The sequence below is a fragment of the Cupriavidus sp. GA3-3 genome (assembly GCF_000389805.1).
In the GTDB taxonomy this organism is placed as follows: domain Bacteria; phylum Pseudomonadota; class Gammaproteobacteria; order Burkholderiales; family Burkholderiaceae; genus Cupriavidus; species Cupriavidus necator_D.
The window spans coordinates 40,091-56,520 of record NZ_KB944488.1; the positions used below are offsets into that span (position 1 = coordinate 40,091).

The 16,430-nt window shown below is 66.8% G+C and carries 20 protein-coding genes; 14 read left to right on the forward strand and 6 right to left on the reverse strand.

All coding sequences use genetic code 11. The features are described from left to right. The first annotated feature begins 52 nt into the window (after positions 1-52). From C265_RS21225 to C265_RS21255, 7 genes are all read left to right on the forward strand, one after another. On the forward strand, positions 53-904 hold the full coding sequence (locus tag C265_RS21225) for a YgcG family protein (RefSeq protein WP_037024973.1): 852 nt from the start codon (positions 53-55) through the stop codon (positions 902-904). A gap of 253 nt (positions 905-1,157) precedes the next feature. Next, on the forward strand, positions 1,158-2,273 hold the full coding sequence (gene ald / locus C265_RS21230) for an alanine dehydrogenase (RefSeq protein ID WP_010809951.1): 1,116 nt from the start codon (positions 1,158-1,160) through the stop codon (positions 2,271-2,273). A gap of 167 nt (positions 2,274-2,440) precedes the next feature. Continuing rightward, the gene (locus tag C265_RS21235; protein ID WP_011615450.1) at positions 2,441-2,905 is read left to right on the forward strand and encodes a universal stress protein; all 465 of its coding nucleotides are present in this window, start codon (positions 2,441-2,443) and stop codon (positions 2,903-2,905) included. A 52-nt stretch (positions 2,906-2,957) separates the two neighbouring features. Beyond that, positions 2,958-3,437: a carboxypeptidase-like regulatory domain-containing protein gene (locus C265_RS21240; RefSeq protein ID WP_010809953.1), complete on the forward strand. Its 480-nt coding sequence runs from the start codon at positions 2,958-2,960 to the stop codon at positions 3,435-3,437. Between the two features lie 344 nt (positions 3,438-3,781). Continuing rightward, on the forward strand, positions 3,782-4,234 hold the full coding sequence (locus C265_RS21245) for a universal stress protein (protein ID WP_010809954.1): 453 nt from the start codon (positions 3,782-3,784) through the stop codon (positions 4,232-4,234). A gap of 40 nt (positions 4,235-4,274) precedes the next feature. After that, a complete protein-coding gene (locus C265_RS21250; protein WP_010809955.1) occupies positions 4,275-4,553 on the forward strand; it encodes a DUF1488 domain-containing protein in 279 nt (92 codons plus the stop codon). Positions 4,554-4,913: 360 nt separating this feature from the next. After that, positions 4,914-5,753, forward strand: a complete 840-nt coding sequence (locus tag C265_RS21255; RefSeq protein WP_010809956.1) for a universal stress protein — start codon at positions 4,914-4,916, stop codon at positions 5,751-5,753. Between the two features lie 238 nt (positions 5,754-5,991). On the opposite strand, the gene C265_RS21260 is transcribed toward C265_RS21255, so the two are convergent. The 3 genes from C265_RS21260 to C265_RS21270 all read right to left on the reverse strand — a co-directional run bounded on the left by C265_RS21260 (position 5,992) and on the right by C265_RS21270 (position 8,994). Further along, a complete protein-coding gene (locus tag C265_RS21260; RefSeq protein ID WP_246840237.1) occupies positions 5,992-7,680 on the reverse strand; it encodes an alpha/beta hydrolase in 1,689 nt (562 codons plus the stop codon). An 83-nt stretch (positions 7,681-7,763) separates the two neighbouring features. Continuing rightward, positions 7,764-8,510 (reverse strand): acetoacetyl-CoA reductase, encoded by a 747-nt coding sequence (phbB, locus tag C265_RS21265; RefSeq protein ID WP_010809958.1) that lies wholly within the window; start codon positions 8,508-8,510, stop codon positions 7,764-7,766. Positions 8,511-8,514: 4 nt separating this feature from the next. After that, on the reverse strand, positions 8,515-8,994 hold the full coding sequence (locus tag C265_RS21270; RefSeq protein ID WP_010809959.1) for a hypothetical protein: 480 nt from the start codon (positions 8,992-8,994) through the stop codon (positions 8,515-8,517). Positions 8,995-9,355: 361 nt separating this feature from the next. On the opposite strand from C265_RS21270, the gene C265_RS21275 reads away from it, so the two are divergent. From C265_RS21275 to C265_RS21285, 3 genes are read left to right on the forward strand one after another with little or no spacing between them, the layout of a single operon-like run. Next, a complete protein-coding gene (locus C265_RS21275; protein ID WP_010809960.1) occupies positions 9,356-9,961 on the forward strand; it encodes a nitroreductase family protein in 606 nt (201 codons plus the stop codon). A 32-nt stretch (positions 9,962-9,993) separates the two neighbouring features. Beyond that, a complete protein-coding gene (locus C265_RS21280; RefSeq protein ID WP_010809961.1) occupies positions 9,994-10,620 on the forward strand; it encodes a phosphoribosyltransferase in 627 nt (208 codons plus the stop codon). Between the two features lie 25 nt (positions 10,621-10,645). Then, on the forward strand, positions 10,646-11,302 hold the full coding sequence (locus tag C265_RS21285) for a BON domain-containing protein (RefSeq protein WP_010809962.1): 657 nt from the start codon (positions 10,646-10,648) through the stop codon (positions 11,300-11,302). 19 nt (positions 11,303-11,321) lie between these two features. Here C265_RS21285 and groL read toward each other — a convergent pair whose 3' ends face one another. Then, a complete protein-coding gene (gene groL / locus C265_RS21290; RefSeq protein ID WP_010809963.1) occupies positions 11,322-12,959 on the reverse strand; it encodes a chaperonin GroEL in 1,638 nt (545 codons plus the stop codon). Between the two features lie 518 nt (positions 12,960-13,477). On the opposite strand from groL, the gene C265_RS21295 reads away from it, so the two are divergent. The 4 genes from C265_RS21295 (at position 13,478) to C265_RS21305 (ending at position 15,241) form a co-directional block, all read left to right on the forward strand. Beyond that, on the forward strand, positions 13,478-14,146 hold the full coding sequence (locus C265_RS21295; RefSeq protein ID WP_010809965.1) for a dienelactone hydrolase family protein: 669 nt from the start codon (positions 13,478-13,480) through the stop codon (positions 14,144-14,146). A gap of 63 nt (positions 14,147-14,209) precedes the next feature. Continuing rightward, positions 14,210-14,542: a YqjD family protein gene (locus C265_RS21300; protein ID WP_010809966.1), complete on the forward strand. Its 333-nt coding sequence runs from the start codon at positions 14,210-14,212 to the stop codon at positions 14,540-14,542. Next, positions 14,425-14,814, forward strand: a complete 390-nt coding sequence (locus C265_RS33230; RefSeq protein ID WP_144062262.1) for a ribose-phosphate pyrophosphokinase-like domain-containing protein — start codon at positions 14,425-14,427, stop codon at positions 14,812-14,814. Before C265_RS21300 ends, C265_RS33230 begins: the two co-directional genes overlap by 118 nt. A 64-nt stretch (positions 14,815-14,878) precedes the next feature. After that, the gene (locus C265_RS21305) at positions 14,879-15,241 is read left to right on the forward strand and encodes a TraR/DksA C4-type zinc finger protein (protein WP_010809968.1); all 363 of its coding nucleotides are present in this window, start codon (positions 14,879-14,881) and stop codon (positions 15,239-15,241) included. Between the two features lie 102 nt (positions 15,242-15,343). Here the strand turns inward: C265_RS21305 and C265_RS21310 are convergent, their stop codons facing one another. Both C265_RS21310 and C265_RS21315 read right to left on the reverse strand, forming a co-directional pair. Then, positions 15,344-15,586, reverse strand: a complete 243-nt coding sequence (locus C265_RS21310) for a hypothetical protein (RefSeq protein ID WP_010809969.1) — start codon at positions 15,584-15,586, stop codon at positions 15,344-15,346. 45 nt (positions 15,587-15,631) lie between these two features. Beyond that, positions 15,632-16,297: a SagB/ThcOx family dehydrogenase gene (locus tag C265_RS21315; protein ID WP_010809970.1), complete on the reverse strand. Its 666-nt coding sequence runs from the start codon at positions 16,295-16,297 to the stop codon at positions 15,632-15,634. Positions 16,298-16,430: the final 133 nt, after the last annotated feature.

The following is a 16,430-nucleotide window of genomic DNA, read 5'->3' on the forward strand; positions in this document are numbered from 1 at the left end:
CATGCCAGCCATTAGTCTGTGCCGCTGCGGCCAGCGCCCTCGGTGGTGCCAGTTGAACCTGCGCACGGCCGCGCGAGGCCTGCTTCTGGTGCTGACTGCCTTCGTGTTTCCCGGAGCCATCGCCGAGGTTGCCGTTCCGTCATTGACGGCGCGAGTGACTGACCTGACTGGTACGCTAACGCGCGCACAGCAGGCGTCCCTGGACCAGACGCTGCAGGCCTTCGAAGCCAGGAAGGGAGCTCAGGTTGCAGTTCTCATGGTTCCCACTACCCGACCGGAAACCATCGAACAGTATTCGCTTCGCGTGGTCGAGCAATGGAAGCTGGGACGTAACCGCGTTGATGACGGCGCGCTGCTCATCATCGCCAAGGACGACCGCACGCTTCGTATTGAGGTGGGTTACGGGCTCGAAGGCGTCCTGACTGACGCCGCGAGCAAGCGCATCATCAGTGATGATATCGTGCCCCGATTCAAGCGGGGCGACTTCTATGGCGGTGTGTCTGCGGGCATCGACCGCATGCTTGGGGTCATCGAAGGGGAGCCACTGCCACCTCCGGAGGAAAGAGCAGGGGATACGGGTGACCCCGTCCGGCAACTGATGCCAATCCTGCTTGTGCTCACTCTGGTTCTGGGTGGGTTACTGCGTTCCATGCTGGGGCGCTTCCCGGGTGCAGTCGCGACGGGTGGGGCCGTTGGAGTGGTCGCGTGGATGCTTTCTGGCGCCATCTTTGCCGGCATCGTTGCAGGGGCAATCGCGCTCTTGTTCACGCTGATGGGTGGCCCGCACATGGGCTTGCTGGCTATCGGCGGCCGCTCGGGAAGATATGGCGGCCGGTCGGGCCCCGGGGGATTCGGCGGCGGTGGCGGCGGCTTTGGCGGTGGTGGTGCTTCCGGCAAGTGGTGATGGCAAACATCAATCACATCTTGCGGCGTCCGCCGAGGGGGCGAAAATGGCGATATTTGGATGTGAAATGGCTGGGCAGCTATGTAACCCTTGGGCCCTATAATTATTTCGATATCTGCCGACATCGAGGCTGCCATGCAGGTGTCGCCGTACGTGTGGCCACGGACAGGCCTCGGTGCATCCGGCCGTGGACTGAGGATTCAAGCACCTGGTGCGGAATCTGCCGGAATTACCACGCGCGTGAGCAAAGGCCATGTGGATCGGCGTGCCTAAAGAAGTCAAGGACAACGAGTACCGGGTTGGCCTGGCGCCTGCCTGCGTGCGCGAACTTGTCAGCCGCGGTCACCAGGTCATGGTCCAGGCCGGGGCCGGGGCCGCGCTTGGCCTTTCCGACGCGCAATACGAAGCGGCTGGCGCGAAGCTGGCTGCCGATGCGAAGGCCGTGTACGACCGGGCCCAGATGATTGTCAAGGTCAAGGAGCCACAACCACGCGAACTGGCGCTGCTCAGGCCCGGGCAGATCCTCTATGCATACCTGCACCTGGCCGCGGACCGTGAGCTGACTGCCGCGCTGCTGCAATCCGGCGCTGTCTGCATCGCCTATGAGACGGTTACGGGGCCTGACGGTGGTCTGCCGCTGCTGGCCCCCATGAGCGAGGTCGCCGGCCGCATGTCGGTCCAGGTGGCGGCAGCCTACCTCGAGAAGCCGAACGGCGGCATGGGACTGCTGCTCGGCGGCGTCCCGGGCGTCGCGCCGGCACATGTCGTGGTGATCGGCGCCGGCGTGGTGGGCGCCAATGCTGTCCAGATCGCGGTTGGCATGGGGGCGCGCGTGACGGTATTGGACAAGAATATCGAACGACTGCGGCATCTCGGCTCCGTGTACGGCAATCGAGTCGTGACGGTCTACTCCAGCGCTGACAGTATCGAGCGCGCGTTGCTCTCGGCCGATGCGGTCATCGGCGCGGTGCTGGTGCCTGGCGCCGAGGCGCCCAGGCTGGTCACGCGTGCGATGGTCGCGCGCATGAAAGCGGGTTCGGTGCTGGTGGATGTGGCGATAGACCAGGGAGGCTGCGCCGAGACATCGCGCCCGACCAGCCATACGGATCCGACCTATGTGGTGGACGGCGTGCTGCACTACTGCGTGACCAACATGCCGGCAGCGGTGGCGAGGACCTCCACCTTTGCCCTGAACAACGCCACGATCGGTCATGCGATGGCCCTTGCCGACAAGGGATGGTCCCGCGCGCTCTCAGACGACCCCTACCTGCGGGCCGGGCTGAATATCTGTCGCGGGAGTGTGACTTATGCGGCCGTCGCAAGCGCCCATGGCTACGCCCATGTACCCGCCGAGCAGGTGCTGACCTGAGCGCGGCCGCCAGTATCGGCCGACACGTTGCTGTCGGCCACCCCTGGTGCAGCAGCACTGCCATGAGCCGAATCACAGCGGTGTGGCTGGCTTGGTTGACTGGCATCAACCCGCATGTCCTTGCGACCGCTAATTTGGGATGAACCACAGCCGAAGCCGAGGTCGCCATGTACCGCCGCATTCTCCTAGCCCTCGATGGCAGCCGTTCATCCTTGAATGCCCTGGAGCAGGCCGTGTCGATGGCGCTGACCACCGACGCCGAGGTCAGCGCCATGTTCGTCGTCGACGACAGCGACCTGTTCTTCGAGGTCAGCCCGGGTGACCGGCACTGGCTGATGGCCGACATCATTGCCTATGGCAAGCAGGTGCTGGCTCGTGCCGGCGAGCGCTTCAGTGCCGCCGGCGTGCGCTGGAGCAGCAGGTTGGCCGAGACGCCCGGCACCCCTGCGAAGATTGCCGAGGCGATCATAGCGGAAGCGGACCACTGGAGCGCGGACCTGATCGTCATGGGCACACACGGCCATCGCGGCGTGCGGCGCATGGTGCTGGGCTCGGTCTCGGAGCACGTGGTCAGCAAGACGGTTCGCCCCGTGCTGCTCGTTCGGCAGCAGTCGCGCGGCGATACGCCCTGACCGTTCGGTTCCGGCCTGCGAAAACCCCAATAATTCTTCCGGAGTGACGCAAATGCAGGTTTCAAGAAGCCTAGGCCTCGGCCTGTCGTCGCTGGCGATTGCCGTTGCGGCGGCGGGTTGCGCCACTCGCGCCGCGCCCGCTGGCGTGCAGATCATGGAGCAGCACGGCGTTTCCTACGTATCGGGTGGAGACGATGAGGCGGGCATGCAAAGCATGCTGGCCATCGCCGCGCGTTTCAATGTACGGCTGACGATGGTGGATGCCGGGCGCGGGAAGCCGCTGGGCGGTGCCACGGTGGTCGTGGCCAGCCAGGAGGGCCGCCCGGTGCTGCACACTACGGCTAGCGGGCCGCTGTTCTATATGCGACTCAGGCCGGGTGCCTATCGGCTCGCGGTCGGCTACCAGGGGCGGGACCAGATGCGCGACATCGTCGTCGCTGGCGAGCCGCTCGAGGTGACGTTCCGGCTGCCGGTCAATACGCTCGAGGACGACTGGCTGCTCTGCGCCACGACACCCTGTCCGCGTCGCTGAGCCTGCCGCTCGGACGTGTCGCCGCGGGCACGACACCGCGCAAGCAAGTTCGCGGCGGTTCAGGGACGATCCCGCGAAAGAGAAGCGACGGAACTGGAAGGGGAAGAAGAAGCGCTCAGGCTTCGTTCGGGGACAAGCAGGCGAGCCGCTCGGCGTGGGCAGGCCTGAATCCGCGAGCCGCAACCCCTGCGCGAAGACTGCCGATGCGCGCGCGACCAGCGGCGGTTGGAGCGCGGTACCGCGGCTTTGACACGTATCAACAGCAGTTGCGCCGGTTGCCCTACGCTGCATTTAACCAGTCCAGACCCGAGTCGCCACAGGCTCCCATCGCCGGAGAAACCGCTATGTACCAGCGCATCCTTGTCGCCATGGACGGCGGCGCCGCATCGGAACTTGCCCTGGAACAGGCCATGATCATCGCGCGCGCCGCCAACGCCGAAGTGGAGGTGGTCCATGTGGTCGATGACCGCAGCCCGTTTCTGGATGCCAGCAATCTGGATCCGGTGAGATTGATAGAGGACCTCACGACGGCGGGGCAAAGCGTTCTCGCTGCCGCCTCCGGCCGGCTTGCCGCAGCGGGTATTCGCCACGTAACGCGGCTGCTCGGTAAGCCTATGGTCGAGGGCGACGTTGCTGCCACGATCGCTGCCGAAGCCAATGGCTGGGGCGCTGATCTGGTTGTGATGGGTACGCACGGCCGCCGGGGAGTGCGGCGACTCGTCATGGGCAGCGTCGCGCGAAGCGTGATCAACCTGGCCGTCGCGCCCGTCCTGCTTCTCCGCGCCGAGGAAGCGTAAGCAGGCGAACAGATTTTGGAGGGCATTACGCCAGAGAGCTATGCATACGATCGACTTTTCCGGCGAGACGCCGGATTACTGCCCGACCGGGCCAAGCCTGCGGTGTGCCGTGAAGGTGGATGGCACACCGGCGACCTATGAGATCACTGCCGAGGCGCTTGAGGATCATTTCGGCGCACGCTCGTACCGCAGTGAAGATTTGCTGCCGGCATTCATGAGCAACCGCCAGGACATTGAACGCGTCGCGGGAGCGCTGTTCGAGATGACAGGTGCGCGGCACATCGTGCTGCACAGCGGCCATTTTCGCTTCGCGGTGTGAGGCGCACGTCCTGGCCGGCGGCAGCCGCCACCGGGCGGTGCGCGTCCTTACAAGGAGCTACCCATGAAGAATCGCTTGCAGTCATGCACACCGGAGAAACGGCCAGGATGGCGCAGGCTTGCCGCCTGCGCGTTGGTGCCGCTATGCACAGCGTGTACCGCCGTACCGGACCTGCTGCGGCCGCCGAAGCCACGCACCGCCGCGCTGGCGGCAGGCAGCCTGGGCCAACTCGTACCTGGTGCCAGCGGTATTGCCTGTAGCGCGGACACGAAGACGGCTTGATGCACGACAAATCCGGGGCGGGGTGGCGATATAGATTCAAGAAAAGCTCCGTCCGGGGCTGCCTGATGGAGTCAATCCATGGACTACGCAACGATCCTGGTTCATCTCGATGCCGGCCGCCGCGTGTACGACCGGCTGCACCTCGCCACCCGGCTGGCGCTGGAGTTTCATTCCACGCTGGTTGGCCTGCTAGCCGTCGGCAAGCCGGATCCCACCGCCGTGCGCTACCTGGTGGACGGTGACCGCAATCTTGCCTCTTACACCGAATGGCGGCATCAGGTCGGCGAGCGGGCCCGTCACGCCCTGATGGGCGCAACGGACGAGGTAACCGTCATTACGGAATGGCGGGCGCCGGACTGGGCCACGGCGGCAACGGTCCAGGCAGAGGCGCATCGGGCGGATCTTGTCATCCTCGGACAGCACGATCCCACTGATGAAGCCGCCTACGCCGAGCCCGGCTTTGTTGAATCCATTGTGCTGGGATGCGGGCGGCCGGTGCTGGTGGTTCCGTATGCGGGCCGGTTCCCGAGCGTTGGCAAGAACATCATGGTGGCGTGGAACGGCAGCCGCGAGTCGGCGCGGGCCATCCGCGATGCGCTTCCGCTCCTGCAGCGCGCGGGCACTGTGGAGGTGGTCTCGTGGACACCGTCTGGGGTTCTGAAGGGGACATGGGTTTCGCCGCCTCAGCATGCCGTGGACTGGCTGGGTCGGCATGGCGTGGCGGTGCAGCTTTGCACGTTTGGAGCGGAAGACGGCGAAGACGTCGGCCAGATGTTACTCTCACACGCCGCGGACCGAAATGCTGACCTGATCGTCATGGGGGCCTACGGGCACAGCCGGGTGCACGAGCTGGTCCTTGGCGGTGTCACCCGCACGTTGCTTGAGTCGATGACAGTGCCGGTCCTGATGTCGCACTGATATTGCCGCAGCGCCTCGGCGATGCGATGAAGTGAGGTGCGGTGCGGTTCGGCTGCTGCCAGGGAGCGGGATGTGGGACAAAACCGAACACTCCACCAGCTTGCGCGGGGTTTCTGGAATGAGTTCCTTAGGCGTCGGCCGGCATTTCCCGTGTCCGACGGCATGTTTCCATTCGATCCGGCTACCCGAAAGTTTGCCCGCTCGCAAGGTTGCCAGGCGCAGCACAGTGAACAAGAGGCTAGGGTTCCAGCACGTAGGTACCAGGAGCGTCCGCGAGCCCCTGGCCCGGCGCCTGTCGCGTGCAGCGCGCTGTCGAGTGGGCCACTAGCCAGTCATGCCACGCCGGCCACCAGGAACCGTCGCGGTACACAGCTACGTTGAGGAATTGCTCCGGGCTCAGGTAGGGCGCGGCGGGCAATCGCGTATGCATATGGTAGCGCCGGCCCGGGTGGCCCGGCTCGGACACGATGCCTGCGTTGTGGCCGCCCGAGGTCAGCAAGAAGGTCAGTTCAGCCTTGGTCAGTAAGTGCAGCTTGTACACGGAGCGCCAGGGCGAGACGTGGTCGTGTTCGGTGCCAACCACGAAAAGCGGGAGGTCGAGGTCCGACAGGGCGACGGGCTGTCCGCCCACGCACAGCTTGCCGGTGGCCAGCTCATTGCCCAGGAACAGCTTGTGCAGGCATTCCGAATGCAGGCGGTAAGGCAAGCGGGTGGTGTCGCGGTTCCAGGAGACCAGATCGTTGGCGCGCAAACGTTGGCCGAGCAAATACTCGCTCATTACGCGCGACCAGATCAGGTCCTGGGCGTTCAGCATCTGAAAGGCAGACTTCATCTGAGGCCCGTCCAGATATCCCTGACTCCACATGAGGGCGTCGAGCGTGGCGAGCGAGCTCTTGTCGATGAACAGGCCCAGTTCGCCCGGATCATGGAAATCGGTCTCTGCCGCAAAGAGCGTCATGCTGGCCAGTGGCCCGCCGGCGGCGTCGCGGGCGAGCATGGCGGCACCCGTGGCAAGCAGGGTGCCGCCCAGGCAATACCCGGCGGCGTGGACGTGCGCGCCGTCGCAGCGCGCGTGCACGGTGTTGAGCGCGGTCAGAAGCCCGGCCTCCAGATAGGTGTCAAGCCCGAAGTCGCGGGCCGAGGCGTCCGGGTTCTTCCATGAAATCATGAACACGGTATGGCCGCTCTCGACCAGGTAGCGCACCAGCGAATCCTCGGGCTTCAGGTCGAGGATGTAGTACCGCATGATCCAGGACGGCACGATCAGCACCGGCTCGCGCCAGACTGTATTGGCGCCAAGGGCGGGCGCATACTCGATCAGTTCAATTAGTGCGTTGCGGAACACCACCTTGCCAGGCGTGCGCGCCACGTCGCGCCCGGGTAGAAATTCCAGCGCGGGGCGCCCCGCAGGCAGCCCAGGCACCTTTGACAACAGCTCACTGGCGTCCTGCAGCCAGTGATGGGCGCCTTGCAGGAAGTTGGCGCCGAAGGTGCTCGAGGCGGTCCTGGCAATGGTCGGATTCATCCACCAAACATTGCCGGGCGCGAGCAGGTCAAGCCATTGCCGGGCGCAGAAGGCGACGATGTGCTGGTGATGACGCGACAGGCCGTCAATATCCTGCGTCAGCGACTCCCAGAAGGCTTCGTTGCGCATGAACGCATCGCGCCAGCAGCGATAAGGCCAGTCCTGCCAGCCGGCATCGGCAAAGCGCTGATCGCTGAGGTCAACGGACGGCGGCTCGGCCGCGGTCGGCAACAGCCGTGGCCAGTCCTCGATGCTGTGCTGCAGCCACACCTGCCATGCCTGCACAATCTTTGCCGGGGAGATGCCGAGCTGCAGCGCCCAGTCGAGTCCGGCCAGACTTGCCGAGATCACCGACAGGCCCCCGGTGGCACGGGCCAGGCCGGCGCGGATCTGCTTGTCCATCCAGACTTGCGCCGGTATGGCGGCCTGCGGCGCGCATTCCGGCATGGCCGACAGGCTGGGCGGTGACGTCCTGTCGTCGATCCTCATTGCAGGTGTTGCCCGCCGTTGATGGCAAAATTCGCGCCAGTGACGAAGGCCCCGTCGTCGCTGCACAGGTAAGAGATCAGCGCCGCGACCTCGGCCGGCTTGCCTAGCCGGCCGACCGGGATAGTCGGCAACACGTCCCGCTCGAGGATCTCGGCGGGCATGTCCGTCACCATGTGCGTATCCAGGTAGCCCGGCGAAACGGTGTTGACGGTGATGCCTTTGCGTGCGAGTTCCAGCGCCAGCGCCTTGGTGAAGCCATGTACCCCCGCCTTGGCGGCGGCATAGTTGGTCTGGCCAAAGGCGCCCCGCGAGGCATTGACCGAAGAAATATTGACGATCCGGCCCCAACCGCGCGCCAACATCGGCTCAACCAGCGGCCGCGTCATATGAAAGAGCGAGTCGAGGTCCGTGCGCAGCACGAAGTCCCAGTCAGCCTTATCCATCTTGCGCAGGGTCCGGTCGCGCGTGACCCCGGCATTGTTGATCAGAATATCGACGTCGCCGAGCTCGCTGCGCACTTGCGACACGCAGCGCTGGCAGGACGCGAAGTCCGTCACGTCGACCGGGAACGCCGTGAATTCGCGGCCGGCGGAGCGTTGCGTGCCGAGCCACTGGGCCACGTGGTCATTGTGTACGGAGTGCGTCACCACGACGCGCGCGCCGTCGGCCAGCAGCCGCACGGCAATCGCTTCGCCGAGGCCGCCCATGCCTCCCGTTACCAGGGCAATGCGTTGTCCGGCCATCTCGTCAGCTCCGTGACGCGCCGGCGGGGCGCGCCGGGGCCTTCGCGCCTGGGGTAGGGACGGCCATCAGGCGGCCGACGTTGTCGAACATTTCGCGCGCCGATTCCGCAAAGGGCGCGTAGCCGCCTCCCTCCACCATGACCCTTTGCTGGTAGTCCTGCCAGGCTTCGGTCGACTCGCGCAGGTGCTCCATGAAGGCCGAGGCCATTTCTATGTAAAGACCGCCAATGTCGCGTGCATGTGCGGCGTTGCGCTCGACCTGCGCGGCCAGAATCTGAGCGGGCAGGCCATGGAAGGCGTTCCAGTCTGGCGCATCGTTGACGCGGGCGAGCGCCTGCCGGGTGCCTTTGATGTCCTCGTCCAGGGCCTTGAGGCGGAGCCTGAGCAGCATCTGGCGCGATTCTTCCCAGCGCAGCCAAATGCGCAGGGCGGACTGCTCGGCGCAGCGCGCGAGTTCGAAGGCGGGATCGGTCTGGTCTGGCATGGAGGAACTCCTATAGTCAAGCGGCTGGCCTGCCCCGGGGCGCGCAGGTCTGGATAAGTCTAGGAGGGCAACCTTGGCGGGGCTTGACGTATCGCAAGGAGTGCGCAATGCGTCGGGCGGCGCGCGGCATCGCCAAGCCGCGCCGGGTTCGTCAGAGCGCAGGGGTCGCATGGCCGGCGGCCTGCGCATTGTGGCCGGACACCCGGAGAGGCAAGGCCGATCAGGAGCCGGGACCGAGCTGTCCTGCTACATGCCGCGAGCAAACGGGCTTTCCTTTGATCCATCCCAAATGGCAGGGCCGGCTTGCCGCCTACGTTAATCCCAGGGGGGCGTTGCCGACCCCATCGATCCGGAGCACGACGTGACACATCCCATCGTTTTATCCGAAGCCGGCGCGGAATACCTGAAGCTGCCGCCACCGCAGACCGAAGGCGGCATGCCGCTGCTGACGGCGCTGCTGCAGCGCCGCTCGACCCGACACTTTGCTGCGCGGAACCTGGATGACACACTGCTGTCGTCCCTGCTGTGGGCGGCTTTCGGCGTCAACCGCCCGGGCACCGGCCTGCGCACTGCGCCCACGACCCGCAACTGGCAGGAAATCGACCTGTACGCGGCGCTGCGCGACGGACTGTACGTGCTTGAACCGGCGGACTGGCGCCTTCGGCTGGTCGTCGGCGCAGACCTGCGCGCGGCGACCGGCCTGCAGGACTATGTTGCCGAGGCGCCATTGAATCTCGTCTATGTCAGCCGGCTCTCCAGGCTCGATGAGACCGACAAGCCGCTGCGCCAGTTCTATACCGCGCTGGATACGGGGCATATCAGCCAGAACGTTTACCTCTTCTGCGCCGCGTCCGGGCTGGCCACGGTGGCGCGCGGGCTGCTGGACCGCCGCGCGCTGGCCACTGCCATGCGGCTGGCGCCCGACCAGCGCGTGATCCTGGCCCAGAGCGTGGGCTATCCGGCGTAAGCCGCCACCCAGGCAGCCAAAGGAGGGGGGTAATGCCATTCATTGACAGGGCCGATGCCGCCGCACAACTGGCGCGTGCGCTTGCTGGCCACGCAGGAAAACGGCCGCTGGTGCTGGCCGTGCCCCGCGGTGCGGTGCCGATGGGCGCCATCATTGCCGATGCGCTCGGCGCGGACCTTGACGTCGTGCTCGTGCGCAAACTCGGCGCACCGGGCAACCCGGAGTTCGCCATCGGCGCCGTAGACGAGAGCGGGTGGACCTATCTTACGCCCTATGCCGCCGCGGCAGGCGCCGACAGCGAATACATCGACCGCGAGCGCGCGGCCCAGCTTGAGGTGCTGCGGCGGCGCCGCGCCGCCTACACGCCGGGCCGGGAACCGGTCCGCGCCACCGGTCGACAGGTCATCATCGTGGACGACGGCCTGGCGACCGGGGCCTCGATGATCGCCGCGCTGCACGCCATCCGCGAGCAGAAGCCCGCGCGGCTCGTCTGCGCGGTGCCGGTGGCGCCACCGCGGACGCTGGAGCTGTTGCAGCCCTATGTCGACGAGGTGGTATGCCTGGAGACGCCGGCCGGCTTCCGGGCAGTGGGGGAGTTCTACCGCGACTTCTCGCAGGTCGAGGATGCGGAGGTCGTGGCTTGCCTGAAAGGGCGGTAAAGACACGCACAAGCGGGGGGCACCCATGAAGGGCGACAGGCAGCTGCAGCAGGACGTGACCGAGGCGCTGATCTGGGATCCTGCGGTCCATGGCAACGAGATCGGGGTCCAGGTCCAGGACGGCGTCGTCACGCTGACCGGGCACCTTGGAACCTTTGCCGAGAAGTACTCGGCGGAAGCGGCCGTCAGGCGCATTCCCGGCGTGCGGGCGCTGGCCGTGGAACTGGACGTTCACCTGCCCGACGATGCGCGCCGCACCGATGCCGACATTGCCCGGGCCGCTGCCAACGTGCTGTCCTGGGATGCGACGGTGCCGGCCGACCGTATCCGGATCCTGGTCGAACACGGCGTGGTGACCCTGAGCGGCGATGTCGACTGGTACTACCAGCGCACCGCCGCCGAGCACGCCGTGGCCGGACTGTTCGGCGTGGTCGGGGTCACCAATGCGCTCGCCATCCGGCCTCGTGCCGACAAGCAGGACGTGGCGGCACGGATCCAGGCGGCCATCGCACGCCAGGCTGCCAGCGACGCCGACCAGGTAACCGTGACGGTGAGGGATGGCGCGGTGACGCTGACCGGCACTCTGCGCACGCTGGCCGAGCGCGAGGCGGCATTCGAAGCGGCCTGGTCTGCACCGGGCGTCAGCGCGGTCGTCAACCAGATCGAAGTCAGGCCCGGCTAGCTCAGGCCTGCACCGTTGCTCAGTATTCTTCGCCGAACATCGACGACCCCGTGCGCATGCCGGCATCGCCCTGGCCGGCGGGGCTGCGCTGAATCGCGATCATGCAGTCCGTCGTCAGCAGCAGGGAGGCGATCGACACGGCATTTTGCAGGGCCGTGCGCACCACCTTGACGGGGTCGATCACGCCGAGTTCCAGCATGTCGCCATAGCGCTCGGTGCCGGCGTCGTAGCCGAGCGTGCCCGAGCCGACGCATACCTGGTGCACCACTGCGTCGGCATCCGCACCGGCGTTGGCGGCGATCTGCCGCATCGGCGCGGCCAGTGCCGCGTGGACGATGTGGCCGCCGGCGGCCTGCTCGGCGTTCGGTGCCTGCCAGGCTTCGAGGGCAGCGCGGGCGCGCAGCAGCGCCACGCCGCCGCCGGCGACGATGCCTTCGTCCACCGCGGCGCGGGTGGCGTGCAAAGCATCCTGGAAGCGGTTCTTGCGCTCGTGCAGCGCGCTCTCCGTGGCCGCACCCACCTTGATCACAGCCACGCCGCCGGCCAGCCGGGCCAGGCGCCGCTGCAGCGCCTCACGCTCATAGTCCGAGCGCACCTCGTCCAGGCGCAGGCGCAGGGCGGCAATGCGCTCGGCCACGCGCGGGCGTTCGTCACCGGAGCCGATCAGGGTGGTGGTGTCCTTGTTGACCTCCACGCGGCGGGCTTCGCCAAGCTGTTCCAGCGTGACGTGCTCGAGCGAGATGCCGGCCTGCGGTGAGACCACCGTGGCGCCGGTCAGCGCGGCCAGGTCGCCCAGCTGCTCGGTGCGCGAGTCGCCGAAACCCGGTGACTTGACTGCGCAGCTCTTCAGCGCGCCGCGCAGGTTGTTCACCACGAGCGTGGCCAGGGCCTCGCCCTCCACATCGTTGGCGATGACCAGCAAGGGCCGGCCAGCGTGGCTCACGGCCTCAAGGACCGGCAGCAGTTGCGCGATGGCGGCAATGTTCGCGTCGCACAGCAGCACCAGCGGCGAATCCAGCACGACGGCACGGCTCTCGTTGGTCGCGAACAAGGGCGAGAGGTAGCCGCGATCGATCAGCGCGCCGTCGGCGATGTCGAGTGCGTCGTCCAGCTTGGAGCCATCCTCCACGCTGATTGCGCCATCCTTGCCGACCCGCTCGACAGCCTGCGCCACCAGCGTGCCGACGGTCTGGTCGCCGCTGGCCGAGATCGTGGCGATCTGGCGCATCTCGCCGGTACTGCTGCAGGGCCGGGCGCTTTCCAGCAAGGCGCTGGCGACCAGCTTGCCGGCGGCCTCGATGCCGCGCTTGAGTTGCATGGGGTCGTGGCCGGCTTCGACGTATTTCACGCCCTCAGCCACGATCGCGTGGGCCAGCGTGGTCGCAGTGGTGGTGCCATCGCCAGCGATCTCGCTGGTGCGCACCGCGGCCTCGCAGAGCAGGCGGGCGCCCATGTCGGCGAACGGATTGGCCAGCGTCACCGACTTCGCCACGACCACGCCGGAATTGGCGACCAGCGGCACCATGTCGGGCCGCTCCACGATCACGTTGCGGCCTCCCGGGCCCAGCGTGACCTTGACCGCGTGGGCCAGTTGTTCCACGCCGCTCAGCATCATGCGGCGCGCGCCTTGGTGGAAGATAAGTGTTCTGGCAGGCATGAAAAACTCCGCATTGACAATCAGTGGGTCGGGCTTGCTACTACGGTAGTTGCCGTGCAGGTCCGCACGTTGATGCAACGCAAGCCCGGGGTGGCGCCCCGCGCCTGTGACAGGCGCGCTTCATTCCGGCCGGTCGCTGTCCAGTACGGGCACGGGATGCCCGGGCTCCAGCGGCTCCAGCGCCTTGGTCTCATCCAGGTGGAAGAGGGGCATTGCGCGACCTGCTACGGCGGGTCATGTAGGCGGTGTCGCCTGCAGGTGTCTGGTCATTGTTTGATCCAGCCCAAGTCGATGGCCGCGCAGGCGCATAGCTTTAACAGTGTGAACGCGCCCCGTCGTCAGCACGACTAAGGAAATGCAACTGGCGCGGGACATCGGCAACCCCATCCAATATGCCTGCGGGGAGCGCTGACGATGGACCTCGGCATCGCCGAGACCGAACTGAACGTGCACTGGCACAGGACGCGATGGTGGCGCGGCCGTTGGCAAGGACAGGAAGAGGGGGGAAGGGAAGTCTCATGGAGCACATCACCATCGAACAGGTGCGGATCCATATCGGCGACATCGCGCTGCCAGGCGACCTTACCCTGCCGGAAGCGGCATCCGGCCTGGTCCTGTTCGCACATGGCAGCGGCAGTTCGCGCTACAGCGTGCGCAGCCGCGGGGTCGCAGCGACGCTGAATCGGGTGGGCCTGGGCACGCTACTGTTTGACCTGTTGGCGCCGGACGAGGACGCCGGGAGGTCGAAGCGATTCGACATCGCCCTGCTCGGGGAACGCCTCAAAGCTGCCACGGTCACGGTCGCGCACCTGACGCGCGATCGCCACCTGCGGCTCGGCTACTTCGCCGCCAGTATGGGGGCTGCCGCGGCCATCCGTGCCGCCGCTGAGCCGCCGCCGCGCATGCGGATCGACGCGGTGGTGGCGCGCGGAGGCCGCGTGGACCTGGCAGGCCACGAGGCGCTGCGCCAACTGCAGGCCCCGACGCTGATGATCGTAGGCGAAGCGGATCCGGTGGTGCTGAAGCTCAACGCGCGCGCCACCGCATGGATGCAATGCGAGAAGCGGCTGGAGGTGATTCCCGGCGCTACTCACCTGTTCGAGCAGCCGGGTGCGCTGGAACAGGTCGGCGAGCTCGCCGGAAAATGGTTCTGCCAGCATTTTGCAGCGGCTGGCGGGAACTTGTAGTTCGACAGGATTTCCATGGTGCCGTGCGATGCACGGCGATGACTCAGTGAAAAGGAGAATGAAATGAACGATACTCGCGCCGCGCTCTTGCCGCACAAGGAAGCACTAGCCCGTGATGCCAACACGCTGTTGGCGGATGTACAGGCATTGTTGCGGGATGTTGCCGACGAAGCCGGCGTGGAGACCGCGCAGGCACGCGCGCAGCTGAGCGCACGCCTGCACGCGCTCCAGGGCCGCCTCGCCGAGCAACGCCAGGCGGCGCGCATGCGTGTCTCGCAATGGGCCGACACCACGGATCGCTACGTCCACGCACATCCCTGGGAGAGCATGGGCTCCGTCGCCGCTGTCGCGGCCGTGGCTGGCGCCCTGGTCGCGCTGGCCGTCACCCGCCGTTAGCGCGGGCACGGCAGGCAGGCAGGCTGCTGCAGCCAGTGGCCGGTTGCGAAGCCATGGTCGTGTGCACGCTGGACCGTCCGGATGCCAGGCTGGTGCCGCTGCTGTGGCCCGCTGCCGCAGCCAGGGAAGGTGGCGCCGTGCGGGTCGGACTGGTGGCGCCATACCTCGCGTACATGCGCCAGGACAAGCTCTTCCCGACAGGCTGCAAGCGGTCGCGGCCGACATTGTCACGTGCGACACCGTTGCGCACCCATCCAACCGCATTCCCGTAGCAGAGCGCCTGGCAGCCGGCATCCGGCTGGCACTCCAGGCGCCAGCGGGTTCAGGAGATCCGTCATGAACAAGCTCACAGCGCAGGAAACCGTCTCGCTGGCGGCGCAGCTTGACGCGGACGAAGCGCGCATCCATGCCGCCGTTGGTTCCGCCGACACGCCGATGACACCATTGGCGCAGCGTGAGGCGCGGGACGAGGGCGACCTTGCCGACGAAGAAATCCTGCAGCGGCAGGACGATGCGATGCTGGAACACTACCGCATGCAACTGGCCGACATCGCCGCCGCGCGGGCGCGGATGCAGCACGGCCAGTACGGCACCTGCATCGATTGCCAGCAGCCGATCCCGTTCTCGCGCCTGCAGGCATATCCGACCGCGAAGCGCTGTACCGCATGCCAGCGCCGGCACGAGCAGCTTTATGCGTGACAGTCGGAGGATGCCGCCGAGGGCAACTGAGCGCCTGGCGGGCCGCCACCGCGAAAACGACGGTCGCCCCCCGGCAGCGGCCGGGAGGCTGGCGCTGACCGGCTAGCGCAGGTCGTACTCGCGCATCATTTCGGTCGTGACTGCCTTGACCGTGGCCAGGCATGCCGGCGGGACAGCGGGGAAGGCGTCGATGGTCCAGTTGCAGCCGCCGTTGGCAGTTGCGTCGACACGCTGCGGCAACGGGATGTCGCAGTCGCGGCAGGTGTCGCCGAGGTCGGCGTTTTCCTGCAGACGCCGCAGAATTTCATTGCGGATCTGTTCCGCACTGCCGAGGTTCTTGATCATGTCGGTGTCTCCTGTTGTCAGGTGGTGGCGATCCGGCCAGGATGCCTAGACCGGCGCGCTGTCATGCGGAGCCGGACGCCCGATGGTCTGGGACAGGATCGGTTCCTCGTCCTCGTTCAGCGACATATGCTCGGCCAGCTGGCGCCGGTTAAGCCAGCCGCGCACCACCGCGCCCAGCCCGGCCGAGGCGCAGTAGAGATAGGCGTTCTGGACCATGGCGCCGGCCGCGGCGGCAGCGAAGGTCTCGTGCAGCTTGGGCGGGACGTCCTGCATCCGGCCATGGTTGGCGACGTAGACCAGGTCCAGCGGCGCCATGCCGACGAAGTCCTGGTAGCCGGTCATGCTGCGCACGTCTGCCGCGCGCTTCAGCACCAGGCAATGGTGGATCGGGTCGTAGCGGTAGAGGCCGGCGGGCAGCGCCGCGTAGACGTCGATCACCGCCTCGCCGTGCGGCGAAGGGGCTGTGCGGCCGCCGCCCTGGGAGCGGTTGACGCCCGCCGCGGCCCACAGCAGCTCGCTCAGCTGCTGCAGTGGCAGCGGCTGCTCGTCGAACTCGCGGGTGCTCATGCGCTGCCACAGCGCCCCCATCAGCGGCAGGCCATTGGTGCGGTCCGGCTGTGGCAGGGCGATGACCCGCTCGCTCGTGCCGGAGGCGGGGCGTGGCAGCAGGTCCTTGATGGGCTGGTAGGGGATGCGCTTCAGTTCGTCCATGGGAGCTCGCATTTGTTGCAAAGAGCGGCGCGAGCGCTCTGCGCATGGCACCGGTATGGACGAATGTAGGCGCTGCCCCCGGCCGTGGATTGCGCTCCGTCAAGCAGCGTCGATGGGGCCTTCCCTGGTGTGA